15 protein-coding genes are annotated in these 16,311 nt (G+C 71.8%); 5 read left to right on the top strand and 10 right to left on the bottom strand.

Features of this window, described 5'->3' with window-relative positions; genetic code table 11:
• Nucleotides 1–10 precede the first annotated feature (10 nt).
• On the bottom strand, nucleotides 11–2,941 hold the full coding sequence (locus tag ACGFN2_RS01385; RefSeq protein WP_393356618.1) for an FAD-binding and (Fe-S)-binding domain-containing protein: 2,931 nt from the start codon (nucleotides 2,939–2,941) through the stop codon (nucleotides 11–13).
• Between the two features lie 80 nt (nucleotides 2,942–3,021).
• Nucleotides 3,022–3,480 (bottom strand): MarR family transcriptional regulator, encoded by a 459-nt coding sequence (locus tag ACGFN2_RS01390; RefSeq protein WP_362610191.1) that lies wholly within the window; start codon nucleotides 3,478–3,480, stop codon nucleotides 3,022–3,024.
• A gap of 124 nt (nucleotides 3,481–3,604) precedes the next feature.
• Between ACGFN2_RS01390 and ACGFN2_RS01395 the strand changes: the two genes are divergently transcribed.
• Both ACGFN2_RS01395 and ACGFN2_RS01400 read left to right on the top strand, forming a co-directional pair.
• Complete coding sequence (locus ACGFN2_RS01395; protein ID WP_393356620.1) at nucleotides 3,605–5,422, top strand: ABC transporter ATP-binding protein; 1,818 nt, start codon at nucleotides 3,605–3,607, stop codon at nucleotides 5,420–5,422.
• Nucleotides 5,423–5,703: 281 nt separating this feature from the next.
• Nucleotides 5,704–6,288, top strand: coding sequence for an NUDIX hydrolase (locus ACGFN2_RS01400; protein ID WP_393356622.1), 585 nt, complete (start codon nucleotides 5,704–5,706; stop codon nucleotides 6,286–6,288).
• Here ACGFN2_RS01400 and ACGFN2_RS01405 read toward each other — a convergent pair.
• The 7 genes from ACGFN2_RS01405 to ACGFN2_RS01435 form a co-directional block, all read right to left on the bottom strand.
• Nucleotides 6,182–6,979: a hypothetical protein gene (locus ACGFN2_RS01405; RefSeq protein WP_393356624.1), complete on the bottom strand. Its 798-nt coding sequence runs from the start codon at nucleotides 6,977–6,979 to the stop codon at nucleotides 6,182–6,184. The two genes, ACGFN2_RS01400 and ACGFN2_RS01405, sit on opposite strands and share 107 nt — an antisense overlap.
• A gap of 113 nt (nucleotides 6,980–7,092) precedes the next feature.
• A complete protein-coding gene (locus ACGFN2_RS01410) occupies nucleotides 7,093–8,598 on the bottom strand; it encodes a hypothetical protein (protein ID WP_393356626.1) in 1,506 nt (501 codons plus the stop codon).
• A 139-nt stretch (nucleotides 8,599–8,737) separates the two neighbouring features.
• Nucleotides 8,738–9,988 (bottom strand): formamidase, encoded by a 1,251-nt coding sequence (gene fmdA / locus ACGFN2_RS01415; protein ID WP_362610180.1) that lies wholly within the window; start codon nucleotides 9,986–9,988, stop codon nucleotides 8,738–8,740.
• A 24-nt stretch (nucleotides 9,989–10,012) separates the two neighbouring features.
• Complete coding sequence (locus ACGFN2_RS01420) at nucleotides 10,013–10,642, bottom strand: AmiS/UreI family transporter (RefSeq protein ID WP_362610177.1); 630 nt, start codon at nucleotides 10,640–10,642, stop codon at nucleotides 10,013–10,015.
• Between the two features lie 80 nt (nucleotides 10,643–10,722).
• Complete coding sequence (locus ACGFN2_RS01425) at nucleotides 10,723–11,016, bottom strand: FmdB family zinc ribbon protein (protein ID WP_393356629.1); 294 nt, start codon at nucleotides 11,014–11,016, stop codon at nucleotides 10,723–10,725.
• A 137-nt stretch (nucleotides 11,017–11,153) separates the two neighbouring features.
• Complete coding sequence (gene crcB, locus ACGFN2_RS01430) at nucleotides 11,154–11,522, bottom strand: fluoride efflux transporter CrcB (protein WP_362610172.1); 369 nt, start codon at nucleotides 11,520–11,522, stop codon at nucleotides 11,154–11,156.
• Entirely contained in the window at nucleotides 11,519–12,016 is a 498-nt protein-coding gene (locus ACGFN2_RS01435; protein ID WP_393356631.1) for a fluoride efflux transporter FluC, read from the bottom strand. The genes crcB and ACGFN2_RS01435 overlap by 4 nt, the downstream gene beginning before the upstream one ends.
• Before the next feature lie 182 nt (nucleotides 12,017–12,198).
• Between ACGFN2_RS01435 and ACGFN2_RS01440 the strand changes: the two genes are divergently transcribed.
• Together ACGFN2_RS01440 and ACGFN2_RS01445 are read left to right on the top strand one after the other, a co-directional pair.
• Nucleotides 12,199–13,362 (top strand): NAD-dependent formate dehydrogenase, encoded by a 1,164-nt coding sequence (locus tag ACGFN2_RS01440; protein WP_393356633.1) that lies wholly within the window; start codon nucleotides 12,199–12,201, stop codon nucleotides 13,360–13,362.
• 341 nt (nucleotides 13,363–13,703) lie between these two features.
• The gene (locus ACGFN2_RS01445; protein ID WP_362610229.1) at nucleotides 13,704–14,087 is read left to right on the top strand and encodes a hypothetical protein; all 384 of its coding nucleotides are present in this window, start codon (nucleotides 13,704–13,706) and stop codon (nucleotides 14,085–14,087) included.
• Between the two features lie 131 nt (nucleotides 14,088–14,218).
• Here ACGFN2_RS01445 and ACGFN2_RS01450 read toward each other — a convergent pair whose 3' ends face one another.
• On the bottom strand, nucleotides 14,219–14,599 hold the full coding sequence (locus tag ACGFN2_RS01450) for a VOC family protein (RefSeq protein WP_362610166.1): 381 nt from the start codon (nucleotides 14,597–14,599) through the stop codon (nucleotides 14,219–14,221).
• A 317-nt stretch (nucleotides 14,600–14,916) separates the two neighbouring features.
• Here ACGFN2_RS01450 and ACGFN2_RS01455 point away from each other — a divergent pair, with 317 nt between their 5' ends.
• Nucleotides 14,917–16,260, top strand: coding sequence for an MFS transporter (locus ACGFN2_RS01455; RefSeq protein ID WP_393356635.1), 1,344 nt, complete (start codon nucleotides 14,917–14,919; stop codon nucleotides 16,258–16,260).
• The last annotated feature ends 51 nt before the right edge of the window (nucleotides 16,261–16,311 follow it).

The following is a 16,311-nucleotide window of genomic DNA, read 5'->3' on the forward strand; positions in this document are numbered from 1 at the left end:
CGGCACGCCCTCAAGCGGGCCGGGTCGCCCTCTCCAGTGCCTGGAGCACCGAGTGGTAGCCCCGGCCCGCCGTCGCGTGGTCCATGCCGACCTCGCACATCCGGTTCGCCGACAGATGCGCGTCGAAGTGCCGGGCGGTCACCTCGGCCGCCTCCTTCGCGGTGGCCGATTCGGTCAGCTCCCGGTGCAGCATCCCGCGGTCCCCGGCGAACGCACAGCAGCCCACGTCGTCCGGCACCACGACCTCCCGCGCACAGGCCTCGGCGACCCGGCGCAGCCGGCTCCCGCCGCCCAAGTGCTGCATGGCGCAGGTGGGGTGGAGCACCGCCGAGCCGACCGTGCGGGTGATCTCCAGCCGGGGCAGCAGCTCGTCGGCGGCCCAGACCACCGAGTCGACGACGGTCAGCCCGGAGTGCAGCCCACGGTTTCCGGGCGTCAGATACGGCACGACCTCATGGGCGAGGCCCAGCGTGCACGAGGACGCGTCCACCACCAGCGGCAGCCGGCCGCCGGCCGTCCAGCCCCAGGCCGCCTCGACGACGCGGTTGGCCATCACCTCGGCCCCGCGCCGGTATCCCTTGGAGTGCCAGATCGTGGCGCAGCAGGTGCCGGCCACCTCCGGCGGAATCCACACCGGCCGGCCCGCCCGCCGCGACACCGCCACCACCGCCTCGGGCAGCGGCAGCCCGTCGAACCCGGCGGGCGGCCCGAAGATCCGGTTCACACACGCCGGGTAGTAGACCGCGGCCGCCCCGGCCCGCCGGGTCACGGGCCGCGTCCGGGGCGCCGCACCGGGCATCCACGGCAGCCACTCCGGCACCAGATCGGGACGTACGGCCTTACGGACGGCGCCGGTCACCGGCCCCAGTACCCGGTCACCGATCAGGCCGGCCGCGCCCACCGCCAGCCGCGCCGCCCGTTCGACCGCCCCGAACCGCCGGGCGGACCGCGCGGCGACCCACTCCTCGCGCGCACTGTGCCGCCGGTGCCGGAAGTCCTTCATCAGCGCACCGGTGTCGATGCCCACCGGGCAGGCCGCGGCGCAGAGCGAGTCGCCGGCGCAGGTGTCCACCGCGTCGTAGCCGTAGGCGTCCAGCAGCGCGGTGGTGACGGGGGAGCCGGCCGGCTGGCGCAGCATCTCCCGGCGCAGCACGATCCGCTGGCGCGGGGTGGTGGTCAGGTCCCCGCTCGGGCAGGCCGGTTCGCAGAAGCCGCACTCGATGCACGGGTCGGCGCGCGCCTCGACCCGGGGGATGGTCTTCAGTCCGCGCAGATGGGCCCGCGGGTCGCGGTCGAGGAGCACGCGCGGCGCCAGGATGCCGTGCGGGTCCACGGTCTCCTTGATCCGCCACATCAACTCCGTGGCCCGCGCGCCCCATTCGAGCTCCAGGAACGGCGCGATGTTCCGGCCGGTGGCGTGCTCGGCCTTCAGTGACCCGTCGAAGCGCTCGACGGTCAGCCGGCAGAAGGCGTCCATGAAGGCGGCGTAGCGGGCCACCTCGGCCGGCCGCGCCGCGTCGAAGGCGAGCAGGAAGTGCAGATTGCCGTGTGCCGCGTGGCCGGCCACCGCGGCGTCGAAGCCGTGCCGGGACTGGAGTTCCAGCAGGGCCGTACAGGCCTCGGCGAGCCGGTCGGGCGGTACCGCGAAGTCCTCGGTGATCAGCGTCGTCCCGGGCGGCCGGGAGCCGCCCACCGCCGTCACGAACGCCTTGCGGGCCTTCCAGTAACCGCCGATCGCTGCCGCGTCCCGGGTGAAGGCATTGGTGACGGACGGGACCGGCGCGACCGGTTCCAGTTCCGTCAGCACCCGCGCCGCGGCCCGTTCGTACGCCTCCTGGCCGGCCTCGTCGGGCGCCCGGAACTCCACCAGCAGCGCGGTGGTCTCCTTGGGCAGCGCGGCCCAGTCGGCGGGCACCCCGGCCACCCGCACCGAGGCGCGCAGCGTGTTGCCGTCCATCAGCTCCACCGCCCGCGCGCCCGCCGCGTTGAAGAGCGGTACGGCCGAGGCGGCGGCCTCCAGCGTCGGGAAGAAGAGCAGCGCGCTGGAGGTGTACCGGTCCAGCGGCAGGGTGTCGAAGACGGTCTCGGCCACGAAACCGAGGGTGCCCTCGGAGCCGACCATCAGGCCGCGCAGGATCTGTACCGGTGTCGCGCCGTCGAGGAAGGCGTCGAGGCGGTAGCCGTTGGTGTTCTTGAGCGCGTACTTGGCGCGGATGCGGGCCACCAGCTCCGGATCGTCCTCGATCTCCGCCTTCAGCCCCAGCAGGCCCGCGCACAGCGCCGGTTCGGCAACGGCCAGCTCCGCGTCGGCGTCCGGCGCCGCGGTGTCGACGATCGTGCCCGACGGCAGCACGAGGGTGGCCGAGGCCAGTGTCCGGTAGGAGTTGCGGGTGGTGCCGGCCGTCATCCCGGAGGCGTTGTTGGCGACCACTCCGCCCAGCGTGCAGGCGACGGCGCTGGCCGGATCGGGCCCCAGCACCCGGCCGTAGCGGGCCAGCGTGGTGTTGGCGCGCAGCACGGTGGTCCCCGGCCGGATGCGGGCGCGGGCCCCGCCGTCGAGCACCTGGACACCCGTCCAGTGCCGGCGCACGTCGACGAGGATGTCCTCGCCCTGCGCCTGGCCGTTGAGGGAGGTCCCGGCGGCCCGGAGGACGACCTTGCGGCCCCTGCCGTGCGCGTAGGAGAAGACCGCGGAGATGTCGTCGAGGTCCTCGGCCACCACCACGACCTGCGGCACGAAGCGGTACGGGCTGGCGTCGGAGGCGTAGCGGACCAGGTCGGAGAGGCCGTGGAGCACCTTTTCCGCACCCAGCAGCGCGGTCAGTTCACCGCGCAGCGGCTCGGGGGTGCCGGACGCCCGCGGGCCGGCCACCCGGTCGTGGGCCGGGCCGCCGGGGGCGGTGGGCCGCAGGGTCTCGGGGTCCGGCTCCAGCAGGGGCATGGCGGCACTCCTCCGGTTGACTGTGCGTCAGGGCCGGTCCGGTGGCCCGGCCAGGGCCCACCCGCCGGACGGGACCGGGCTCAGTGCGGCGAACCCGTCCCGTCGACCAGGGTGGACAGCAGTCCGCCGAGCACCTCGCGCTGCTCGGCGGTGAGCGGTGCCAGGATCTCCTCCGCCGCGGCCCGCCGTGCGCTGCGCAACGCCCGCAGCGTGGCGCGGCCGGTGTCGGTCAGCTCGATCCGGATCACCCGCCGGTTGGCCGGATCGGGCACCCGGCGCACCGCGCCCTGCGCCTCCAGGGCGTCCACCAGCGTGGTCACCGCGCGCGGGACGACCTCCAGCCGCTCCGCGAGGTCGGCCATCCGCGGCGGGGCGTCGCGGTAGTGGTCGACGATCCGCAGGAGCCGGGACTGCGCGGGGGTGAAGGCGAGGTCCAGGTGTGCCAGGTGGTGCTTCTGGGCGCGGTGCATCCGGCGGGTCAGCCGGACCAGCTGCTCGGCGAGGTTGCTGGTGCTGACCGTCGGCTCGGGGGAGGGCATACCGCGAGGATAGCGGACGGCAGGACGTTATTCATTGTGAACATAGGTAACAATGAGCTAGGCTCCACGCTGCGTGTCCCCCCGGCCGCCCCTGCCGCGACGCCGCACACCCTCGAAGGAGCCCATGCGCAGCGACGAACCCCAATGGACCCCGCCGCCCAAGGACCCGGACAAGCCGGTCCCGCTGCGGCGGATACTCACCCTCTTCCGCCCCTACCGCGCCCGGCTCGCCCTCGTCGGCCTGCTCGTCGGCGCCTCCTCGCTGGTCTCGGTCGCCTCCCCGTTCCTCCTCCGGGAGATCCTGGACGTGGCGATACCCGCCCGGCGCACCGGACTGCTGACCCTGCTCGCCCTCGGCATGATCGTCACCGCCGTCACCACCAGCGTGTTCGGGGTGCTGCAGACCCTGCTGTCCACCACCGTCGGCCAGCGGGTGATGCACGACCTGCGCACCGCGGTCTACGCCAAGCTCCAGCGGATGCCGCTGGCCTTCTTCACCCGCACCCGCACCGGCGAGGTCCAGTCCCGGATCGCCAACGACATCGGCGGGATGCAGGCGACGGTCACCTCCACCGCGACCTCCCTGGTCTCCAACCTGACCTCCGTCCTCGCCACCGTCTGCGCCATGCTCGCCCTGGACTGGCGGCTGACCGTGGTCTCCCTGCTGCTGCTTCCGCTCTTCGTCTGGATCAGCCGCCGGGTCGGCAACGAACGCAAGAAGATCACCACCCAGCGGCAGAAGCAGATGGCCGCGATGTCCGCGATGGTCACCGAGTCCCTCTCGGTCAGCGGCATCCTCCTCGGCCGCACGATGGGCCGCGCCGACTCCCTCACCCGGACCTTCGCCGGTGAATCCGAGCGCCTGGTCGACCTGGAGGTCCGCGCCAGCATGGCGGGCCGCTGGCGGATGGCCACCATCGGGATCGTGATGGCCGCCATGCCCGCCCTGATCTACTGGGCGGCCGGCCTGGTCCTCGGACTGGGCGGACCGGCCTTCTCCCTCGGCACCCTCGTCGCCTTCGTCTCGCTCCAGCAGGGCCTGCTGCGCCCCACCGTCTCCCTGCTCTCCACCGGCGTGCAGATGCAGACCTCGCTCGCCCTCTTCCAGCGGATCTTCGAGTACCTCGATCTGCCGGTCACCATCACCGAGCCCGCCGAGCCGGTCCGGATCGCCTCCCCGCGCGGTGAAGTCCGCTTCGAGAACGTGACGTTCCGCTACGACCCGGAGGCCGCCGCCACCCTCGACGGCATCGACCTCACCCTCCCGGCGGGCGGCAGCCTCGCCGTCGTCGGGTCGACCGGCAGCGGCAAGAGCACCCTGAGCTACCTCGTCCCGCGGCTCTACGACGTGACCGGCGGCCGGGTGACCCTCGACGGCACGGACGTCCGCGACCTCGACTTCGACACCCTCGCGCGCTCGGTCGGCGTGGTCTCCCAGGAGACCTACCTCTTCCACGCCTCGGTCGCCGAGAACCTCCGCTTCGCCAAACCGGACGCCACCGACGAGGAGATCGAACGCGCCGCGCGGGCCGCCCAGATCCACGACCACATCGCCGCCCTCCCCGACGGCTACGACACCCTCGTCGGCGAACGCGGCTACCGCTTCTCCGGCGGCGAGAAACAGCGCCTCGCCCTCGCCCGGACCATCCTGCGCGACCCGCCCGTCCTCGTCCTGGACGAGGCGACCAGCGCCCTGGACACCCGCACCGAACACGCGGTGCAGCAGGCCATCGACGAGCTGTCCGAGGGCCGCACCACCCTCACCATCGCGCACCGCCTCTCCACGGTCCGCGACGCCGACCAGATCGTGGTGCTGGACGCCGGCCGGATCGCCGAACGCGGCACCCATGACGAGCTGCTGGCCGCCGACGGACGCTATGCGGCGCTGGTACGGCGTGACGCATACCTCACTCCGGCTTCCGATCAGGTGATGACCCCGTAAGTGACCCATGGGTAAGGTCGGGGATGCGGCGGCCAGTTCATTGGTCGGGGTGGCCGCCGCACCTACTTCATGGCACGGCTCACGGCCATGGCGCGACGGCCGGCAGCGTGCGCTGCGCCTGGCGTCGCCGCCTCCAGATGCGGTGTCCGAGGGGGCTCACGGAGGGCCGCCGGCTCGCTTCGCCCGCCGGCTGCGGAACAGGTCCGCCGGTGATTCATCGCCGGTACGGTGGACGTCCGCCACGGGCCTGAGGCCCGTCTCTTCGGATTGCGAGAAGTCCGATGAACCAGATTGCAGCCGACACCCATCTGGCCGCGGCGGTGGTGGTGCACCACGCCCGCGTGCTGATCGTGCGCCGTAGCTACCGCGAGCGATTCCTGCCCGGCGCCTGGGGTGTGCCGTGCGGGAAGCTCGACCGTGGGGAGACCGCCGAGACCGGCGCCCTGCGGGAGTTGAAGGAGGAGACCGGACTGCTCGGCGCCATCGTCGCGCACACCGGCTCGACCAGCTTCCTGAGCGACTACCGGGGCCGCCGCGTCCACAACCATCAGGAGAACTTCGTCGTCCGCCCGCTCACACTGGAGGTCGTCCTGCCCAGCGCGGACCAGGCCTTCCGCTGGGTAAGGCCCCACGAGCTGGCCGAGGCCGGGGTGGACGCCTACAACCTCACGGTGATCCGCCAGGCGCTCGGCGGACGGCTGGACGCCGCCGGGCTCCGTGCCATGACGGCCCGCCTCGGACATCCGGGCGCGCCCCCTTTCAGTAGCCCAAAGACGCTGCCAGAGCGTCGAGTTCGGCACGATAGACGGCCGGTGGCAGCGGAGTCTTGGGCGGCGGGTCCCCGCGCCCGGCGCGGCCGCCCCTGACCGCACCGCCGGCCCGGTCGGCGGCGCCGGTACGGGCCGGGTCCGCGCCGCTGTACGTGACGGAGCCACGGTCCGCGACGCGGCCGTGGCTCCGCACATAGACGTCGGTCACCGACCGCTGCGGGGCGGTCTCCAGGAACAGCGTCACCGTCGGCTCCTCGCTCACCACCCGGTGCAGCGTACGGGCCGCCAGGCCGTAGCTCCGCCCCGCGCCGTACTGCTCGTCGTGCAGCAGCCGCAGCCGGGCGTCGCCGACCCGGCGCAGGCGCCAGGCACCGCCGGGGCCGTCGATGGTCTCCCGGTAGGCGACCGCGGGCACGCCGTCCGCGGCGGGCTCGTAGCACTCCATCCGCACCCGGCCGCGCACCACCGCCGAGGCGATCGCACAGCGGTGGTTGTGGATGTCCTCGGAGACCGCGCCGGCCGCGCCGTGCCAGAAGTGGACCCGCAGCATGAACCGGGGCGCGCCGGGCAGCAGCAACAGCTTGTCGAAGCCCAGCGCATGGCGGTACGACAGCCGGAGGCACTCCGCGAACTCCAGATCGCCGGCGGACAGGCGGCGCACCAGCGGGCCGAGCGCTTCGGGCCGTGCCAGCCGGGCGATGACCTCGCGCGCCGACTCGGGCGACGGCGGCTCCGGACCCCCGCCCAGCCCGTCCACCAGCAGCCGCCGGGCCTCCTCGACCTGCATGTCCGCCTCCCGTTCGCCACCTGCCTGGACCGCACCGGCACCGTGAACCCGCACCGCCCTTCCGGCCGTTCGTCCGCCCGCTGTGGGGCCCTGACCGGCAGTGCCCGCAAGCGTCACCGTGCGGAGTTCCCGCCTGCGCCCCCGTCCTCGGAACCCGGCCCGCCGCACGGCCGGTAGACCATCAGCGCGTACCGCCGCAGCACCGACAGTCCCTGATACGCCATCCACACCGGATGCCCCATGGGCCCGTCGTCCCACCGCCACACCCCGCCCCGCTGCAGGGCGTGCACCCGCGTCACGGCGGCGGTCAGCCGCGCCTCCCACACCGGCAGCCCCACCTCCCCGGCCGCCACCCGGCGGGCGCCTTCCGTCATCAGCGCACGGGCCACCCACGCGGCCGCGAAGTGCCGTACGGACAGCAGCTCCTGATGCAGCGGATCTTCCTGGACCGGCCGCCGCACCTCCTCCTGGCAGTTCTGGAGATCGGACGCGCCACCCCCGGGCGCCCCCGGGCCGGCCAGCAGCCAGCGCAGGCCCTCCTCGCGCACCGCACGCTGCCGTTCGTCCTCGCCGAGCACCCGCGCGGCGCGGTCCAGCGCCACCACCGCCCGCGCGGTGTGCACCGCGGACGGCGCCGGATTGCCGTGGCCGGTGGCCAGCGCCGCGCCCCAGCAGCGGTGATGCCCGCGCGCCGGATCGGCCGTGGCGCCGTTGACCAGCACCTCCCGCAGTCCGGCCAGCGCCGTGGCCCCGGGCGCCGCCCGCAGCAGCCCGCGCAGCACATTCGTCACCACATAGGTGTTCGCCAGCCCCGAGGCGTCGTGGTCCGGGTCCCACAACACCTCGCAGGAGCGTATTTCGGCCTCCAGCAGCCGGGGGTCGGCACCGGCCCGCGCCAGCGCGCCCAGCACGATCGCGGACACCTCGGGCCGCGCCCCGCTGCCCTGCGAACGGGCCGCCCACCCGCCGCCGGGAAGCCGCAGCCGCCACAGCGTCTCGGCCACCTCCCCGGCCCGTATGAGGCCGTCGTCCGGCGCGATGTCGAGCAGCAGATGGAGCCCGTACGCCGTGCCGAACGCCGTCGGGTGCACCGGCGGTCCGCCCTCCGCGAGGGAGTGCGGCCAGCCGGTGAGCGGCCCGCGGCCGGGCACCTCGATCACCGCGAGGCCGCGCCGCAGCGCCTGGTACGTGCCGTCCACCAGCTCGGGCAGCGACCCGGCGGGCGGCGGCACCGGGACGGGCGGGGCCACGGCGGAGGCGGCCGCGCCGCGCGCCCGCAGCAGGGCCGCCGCCAGCCACACCACGGCGCCGACGCCGGCGCCGGCGGTCGCCGCGACGCAGTAGCGCGCCGCCTCGCCCGCGAGGTTCTGCGGCAGAATCCCCAACAGCGCCTGGAACACGGCGAACGCGGCGGCCGGTACACCCAGCCGCCCCAGCCAGGGCAGCAGCCGGGACGGGGTCAGGGCCCGCGGAACGGCGGCGGAGGACGGGCCGTCCTCCGCCCCCGCGGGCGCGGGGCCGGCCGCCCCCGAACGCTGTGGTGGTAAGTCCTGCCGCAGCACCATCTGCTGCTCCCTCCCCCCGGGCGTACGCCCCGGCACCGCCTGTGCGCGGAGCATCCCGACCAGTGTAGGAATCCCCACTGACAGCGGGGTCGCACACCTGTCGCAGGCCATCCCGGCCACCGCGTCCGCTCAGGACCGCCGGCCCCAGGCTCCGGGCCGTGGGGCCGGCGGGTCCGGTCCGTGCGGGGTGGGTTCAGGCGCCGGCCATCGCGCACCGGCCGCGGTCGGCCTTCATCGGGCCGGCCGCGCTGGGGCGGACGTCGAAGTCGAACATGGCGGTGGGGACGTACAGCGAGCAGCAGGCGTTGGGGATGTCGACGATGCCGCTGATGCGTCCCTCTATGGGGGCGGAGCCGAGCAGCAGGTAGGCCTGCTCTCCGCTGTAGCCGAACTGCTTGAAGTACTCGACGGCGTTGAGGCAGGCCCGGCGATAGGCCAGCGTCGCGTCCAGGTAGTAGTTCGTGTCCGTGTCGTGGTCCACGGAGACCCCGATGAAGGTGAGGAACTCCGTGTACCTCGGCTCGACGTTGCCCGGTATGAAGACGGGGTTGGTGGTGATGCCGTACGTCTCCATGCCGCCCTTGATCAGATCGACGTGGAAGTCGATGAAGCCGCCCATCTCGATGGCGCCGCAGAAGGTGATCTCCCCGTCGCCCTGGCTGAAGTGGAGGTCGCCGCCCGAGAGCTTGGCGTCCTTCACGTACACGGGGTAGTAGACCCGCGAACCGCGCGTGAAGTTCTTGATGTCGTGGTTGCCTCCGTTCTCGCGGGCGGGCACGGTGCGTGCGCCTTCCGCGGCGATGCGCGCGGCGAGGTCTCCGGTGGCCGTTCCGGCGAGGGCGTTGGTGCTGTCCGGCGGTACGGCGAGCGGCGGGACCCGGTTCGGGTCGGTGTCGATCAGCGCCTGCTCGCGGGTGTTCCAGCGGGCCAGCATCTCGGTGGACGGGGCCGTGCCGAACAGGCCGGGGTGGGTGATCCCGGTGAAGCGGATACCGGGCAGGTGCCGGGAGACCGCCTGCTGCCCGTGGAAGTCCCATATCGCCTTGTAGGCGTCCGGGAAGTAGTCGGTCAGGAATCCGCCGCCGTTGGCCTTGGCGAAGATGCCGGTATAGCCCCAGCCCTGGCCCGCCGCGTCACCGGCCTGCTGCGGCACGGGGCCGAGGTCGAGGATGTCGACGACGAGCAGGTCGCCGGGTTCGGCGCCCTCCACGCCTATCGGGCCGCTGAGCATGTGAGGAATGGTCAGGTCGATGTCGCGTACGTCGTTGGCGGTGTCGTTGTTGCCCACCTGGCAGTCGGTCCAGTCACGGCACTCCATACGGAATTCCGCTCCCGGCTTCACCATGGCGACGGAGGGGATGTCCGGGTGCCACCTGTTGTGCCCGGGGACGTCCTGGTCACGCATCGACTTGCTGTGGTCCACATTGAAGAGAATTTCGGGCATGACAGCTCCTCATTTCTGATCCGGTCACGTTGGTGCGCCCACGGTTCCGGCCGCCGGGGCCGGCTTCCGCGACTTCCGGGTGAGCGGCCACAGCGCCCCGAACACCACCACGCCGAAGACCCCGAGTGCGATCGCGGTCTCGTTGGGATGTGTCCAGTAACCGGAGAGCAGCAGCGCCGCGGGAATCGCGCCGGTGACCCAGCCCTCGATCGCCGTGACATAGCCCGTATAGGTGGTCAGGCTGTCCAGCTTGAGTCCGAGCAGCAGGAAGAACAGGAACCACAGGAATGCCCAGTAGAGCCAGATGACGCCGAAGGGATAGTCCTTCAGGACATGGAAGTTGACGAACGAGTAGCCCAGGGCGGCGACCGCCACGAACAACGAGTAGTAGCCGACGCCGGTGGTGTCGAGGTTGGCGAGCAGTCCGATACCTACGTAGAGGTAGGTGAAGCCGAACAGGTAAATACCGGAAACCGCCAGGATCTTCACGGGATCACCGGCGGCGGCAATGATGAGGTAGGTCGGCGTCAGTACCTGCAGTGCGCCGACGAAAAGGTTGAAGACCGCTGCTGCCCGGCCGTCGACCTTCCCCAGCAACAGCATGCCGTTGATGAACAGCACCGCACCGACAAAGAGCAGTCCCACGTTACCCACGGGGACGCACCTCCTCAGTCCGCGTGGGGGACGGAATCACCCGTCCCGCGCACGACGTTCTGGCGGGCCGACCACCGCCCTCAGGGACGCGGCAGCCGCGAGAGTGCGGGGTGCGGGCGCCTGGGCACCCGCTTGCCCGGTGGCACTTCGGAGACCACTGCCGGGGCCTCACGGGCCCGCTCTTCCCGGTCGTGGAGGGCGGCGACCGCGTGCGGTGTCACCGTGAGGCCGGGCGAGGAGAACACGCGCCGTGCGGCGACCGCGCAAACAGGGCAGCCATAGGTCCCGGGCGCCGTCCCGATCGCCAGTTTCACCTCGAAAGGCCCGCAGCGGCTGCACTGATATTCGTAGGTTGCCATCAGCAGCCTCCGCATTCCGGTGGACGCCGGTCAACCCGCTTGTCTGCGGCGCGCTCCGATGAGCGTGCGCAGCAGTTCATTTCGTCTCTCTTTCCAGGAGACGTCCAGCAAATCCCGGTGTCAAGTCGCGCACGGGCCGGGCCCGTACGGGTTCAGAACGCCCCGATGACGGCCCCGGCCGCCGCTGCCGCCAGCCCCGCGGCGAGACTCGCCACGGCGTACCAGAGGGACGCCCTCACCTGGCCTTTCTCGCAGAGGCGGACCAGCTCGTAACTGAACGTGGAGAACGTCGTGTAGGCACCGCAGAAGCCGACGCCGACGATGGTCAGGAGCTGCGCCGGCAGGCCGTGCCGCGCACCGAGGCCCACCAGCAGCCCCAGCACGAACGAGCCGGAAACGTTGATCAGCCAGATGCCGCGCGGGAACACCCCCGGGCTCCGGTGCTGTGCGTACTGGTCCACTACATGGCGTGCGACCGCCCCGGCCGCGGCCGCAGCAGCGACGGCGAGCAGGGTGATCACCGGACCCACCAGCCGTAACGGGGGGCGCGGCCGCGCCGCGCGGCGCTCCGGGCCCGGCGGGCCGACGCCAGCCGCCCCACCGCCAGACCCAGCACGGTGGCGGCCAGGCCGGCGGCCAGGCTGCCGAACACGTTGACCGCCGCGGTGGTGAGGTGGCCGTGGACCAGAAGGCGGTCGGTGTCGGCCATCCACGTCGAGAAGGTGGTGAACGAGCCGAGGAACCCGACGCCGGCGAACGCCCGCACGTACCGGGTCGGCGGCCAGACCTCCAGCACGTACACGAGCAGCAGCGCCAGCAGGAACGAGCCGGACACATTCACGGCGAAGGTCGTCAGCGGGAAGCTCCCCGCGGGCGTGGGAAAGGCCAGGCCCAGCACATAGCGGGCCGTCCCGCCCAGCAGGCCGCCCAGCGCGACCGCCGCCAGGACGCCCGGCCGCAGCCGGGCACGGAACGGCTCGTGTGACCGTGCGGGCCCGCCGTCCGGCTCGGGCACCCGAGCATCCGCAGGCCTCATCGGTACAGCCGTATCCCCAATTCGCTGGCACAGCTCCTCCATTATCGCCGGGGATTGCCGCACCGATGCCCCCGCGACTAAAATTTGATCACCGGCGCCGGACGGTGCGAGATGACCGACCGGTTTGCAGGAGCAGTGGCCACCACCGATGGAGGACGGCCATGGCAAAGATTCTCGCGGTGCTCTATCCGGACCCCGTGGGCGGATATCCCCCCGATTACGCCCGCGACGAGATTCCCACCATCACCGGCTATCCGGGCGGTCAGACCGCGCCGACCCCGCAAGCCATCGATTTCACCCCGGGACAGCTGCTCGGCTGCGTCTCGGGAGAACTGGGACTGCGCCGCTTCCTGGAGGAGCGGGGCCACACCTTCGTCGTCACCTCCGACAAGGAGGGGGCGGACTCCGCACTCGACCGTGAGCTGCCCGACTCCGACGTGGTGATCTCGCAGCCCTTCTGGCCCGCCTACCTGACCCCCGAGCGCATCGCCGCGGCCCCGCGCCTCAGACTCGCGATCACCGCCGGGATCGGGTCGGACCACGTGGACCTGCCCAGCGCCATCGAGCACGGCATGACGGTGGCGGAGGTGACCTACAGCAACAGCATCAGCGTGTCCGAGCACGCCGTCATGCAGATCCTGACCCTGGTGCGCAACTACCTGCCCTCCCACGAGTGGGTGACCGCCAAGAAGGGCTGGAACATCGCGGACAGCGCGTCGCGCGCCTACGACCTCGAAGGCATGGACGTGGGCGTCCTCGGCTCCGGCCGGATCGGCCAGGCGGTGCTGCGCCGCCTCAAGCCGTTCGACGTCACCCTGCACTACTGCGATGTGCACCGGCTGCCCGGGGACGTCGAGCAGGAGCTGGGGCTGACCTACCACCCCGACGTCCGCGCGCTGGCCTCCGCGATCGACGTGCTGTCGATCCACACGCCACTGCATCCGCAGACGCAGAACCTCTTCGACGACGACCTGATCGGGGCCATGAGGCGCGGCTCGTACATCGTCAACACCGCACGCGCGCTCATCGTCAGCCGGGACGCCGTGGTGCGGGCCCTCAACAACGGCCGGCTGGCCGGTTACGCCGGTGACGTCTGGTATCCGCAGCCGCCACCGCCCGACCACCCCTGGCGCACCATGCCGTACGAGGCGATGACCCCGCATGTGTCCGGTACGACGCTGTCGGCGCAGGCCCGCTACGCCGCCGGCACCCGGGAGATCCTGGAGAGCTGGCTCGACGGGCGCCCCGTCCGCTCCGAGTACCTGATCGTCGACGGCGGCGGCCTCGCCGGGACGGGAGCACGCTCGTACACGGTCGCCGGATAACGCACGACGGCAAAGACGGCTACGACGGCAAAGAAGGCCACGACGGACGAGGGGGCACCGCAGAATTCCCGAAGTCCTTGAAAGATCCAGAACTCCAGAACTAATTCCGGGAGGAACTTCCACAGAAGATCCACCAGCCCCTTGTGAGCGGACTCACGCCGACATTCCTGGACGGGCGCGAGGTGATCCCCTTAGCGTCCGTAAATGGAATGATTTTTCCTTATGCGAAGGCATCGGCGCCGCGCATACTGTTTTTGCAGGAAAACCAAGGTGAGCACCGGGAAGGTGGATCAGTGAGCAGTACGGACGCCGTATGGGTACGGGGCGTGAACGGCATTCAGATGCATCACGTGACCGACCTCCAGGACGCCGGCCGATTTCTGGGCAACGCCGCCATGGCGCTGCGGGCCGCCCATGTGCGGACCGGCTCCGACCGGTACTCCGGGATCGCCGCCGAGCTGAAGAGCCTGGTGGTGCGGGTACGCGAGCTGGAGGACGAGGCCCGGGCGGGCATGCACGACCTGCACTCCACCGACCCCGACCGCTTCACCCGCTGCCGCGACGGCCACGAGCCCTGGCCCGGTGAGATCCCGGCGGGCTTCATCCCGCGCCACACCTGCCGGGACGAGTGCCTCTACCACGACCGCGACGTCCTCGAAGCCCTCATGCAGTGCACCTGCGGCCGCCCGCCGTGCCAGGCCTGCGAAATCGGCGGAAAGCTCTGACGGACTGGAGCCCGGACCGGAGCCCGGACGCGCACGTGAGGGAGCCCCTGATGCGGGGGCTCCCTCACGTGCGTGCGGGATCGAGCGGTAGTGGGGGCGACCTGTTCACAACCTCGCTCGCGGGACGGCCCTCAGGCGTTGTCCGCATACCAGCGCAGTTCGACGGTGTTGCCGTCCGGGTCGCTGACGTACAGGGACTGGCCCGTGCCGCGGGCGCCGAAGCGTGGCCCGGGGCCGTCGGTCACCGTGAACTCGCCCGAGTCGATGACCTCTTGCCAGTCGAGCGGCTCGACGACCAGGCAGAGGTGGTCGACGTTGGAGCCCTCCCGGGGCCCCTGCATGAGGTCGATGATGGTGTCCGCGCTCACGCGCACGGAGGGGAAGGGCACCTCGCCCGCGCGCCAGCCGTCGACGCGGACCGGCTCCAGGCCGAGCGAGCCGCAGTAGAAGTCGAGGGAACGCTCGATGTCCGAGACGTTCAGCACGAGGTGGTCGAAGGCGATGACGCGCATGGGAGCTCCTCTTGGGGCGCCCAGCTGGGCGGAGCGCCGTCGGGTGGTTGCAGAAGGAACCTATCTGCCGGACCGGCGCGGCGGATCGGTCGTTGGTCCTGGTCCGGCGGTCCTGGTCCGTGTGACGTGCCGACCGGCAGCCGCTGCCGGCGGACCGCGGACGAGGTGACGGTGCGCCGTCGGCACGGGACGCGGCCGGCTCCCGTTCTCGGTCCGCCCGAAACCCTGGACCGCCCCCGCTTCCCCGGTACATGATCACCTATCGGCTCGTCCTGCCCCAGTCGCGGGCCGAGGAAATGCACCGGGAGCGGAGGACCATGTCGAACGCCGAACACATAGCCAGGGACCGGGTGCCCGGCGGGGCGCACCCGCCGTCACGGGCACGGCAGCTGCTCGCCGCCTCCATCGGCAATGCCGTCGAATGGTACGACTGGTACACATACACCTTCCTTGCCACGTATATCGCCGCGCAGATCTTCCCCATGAGCGCGGCGAATTCGCTGGTGCCGCTGCTCTCGACGTTCGCGGTCTTCGCGGTGGGATTCTTCATGCGGCCCGTCGGCGGGCTGTTGATGGGCGCGGTCGCCGACCGGCGCGGGCGCCGTACGGCGCTGACGGTGACCATTCTGCTGATGGGCGGCAGCAGCCTGCTGGTGGGACTGACGCCGACGTACGCCGCCGCCGGCATCCTCGCACCGGTCGTCCTCGTCCTGGCCAGGCTGCTGCAAGGGCTGTCGGTGGGCGGGGAGTTCGCCGCCTCGACCACGTTCCTCGTGGAGTCGGCCGGGCCCGGGCGGCGGGGGCTCTTCTCCAGCTTCCAGTATGTGTCGACGACCATCGGCCAGCTCGTCGCTTCCGGCGTCGCGGCGCTGCTCGTCGCGAATCTCGCGCCCGCGACCATGGGCAGCTGGGGCTGGCGGGTCCCGTTCGTGCTGGGCGCGCTCCTGAGCCTCGTGGGCTTCTGGGTCCGGCGCGGCGCGCGCGAGACGCTTCCCCACGCTCTCGACTCCGTTCGAGCGGGGGAGACTCCGATCGAGGAGCCGGCGAAGGCGTCCCGGCCAGGCCTCTTCGAGGCGTTGCGCCGTCATCCGCGCGAGTCGCTGCTGATCTGCGGAATCACGGCGGGCGGCACACTCGCGTACTACACGTGGACCTCGTATCTGCCGACGTACGCCGAGCTCAACGCCGGGGTGGAGAAAGCAGACGCGCTGCTGGCGGGCACCCTCTCGCTGATGTTCTTCGCCCTGCTCCAGCCCCTCGCGGGCATCCTCTCCGACCGGATCGGGCGCAAGCCGTTGCTGTTGATGTTCGGGCTCGGCTTCGCCGCGCTGATCGTGCCGCTGCTGCGCATGCTCGACGACTCGTTCGTCACGCTGCTGCTCGTGCAGTGCGCGGGCATGATCCTGCTGAGCGGCTTCACGGCGGTCTCGGCGGCCGTGAACGCGGAGACGTTCCCGGCACGGGTGCGCGCCGCGGGAATCGGCTTCCCCTACTCGCTCACCGTTGCCCTCTTCGGCGGCACGGCGCCTTATGTCGGCACCCTGTTCAAGGACATGGGGCACGCCGGTCTGTTCCCCGTGTACGTGGCCGTGCTGTGCCTGGTCTCCTCTGCCGTCTACCTCCGACTGCCCGAGACCGCTCACAGCCCGCTGGACCGGTGAGGCGCTTCTCGCGGTACTCGCTGGCAGGGTTGCAGCCGCCGTGCAGCCACC

It is taken from the genome of Streptomyces sp. NPDC048612 (assembly GCF_043199295.1).
Classification (GTDB): Bacteria; Actinomycetota; Actinomycetes; order Streptomycetales; family Streptomycetaceae; genus Streptomyces.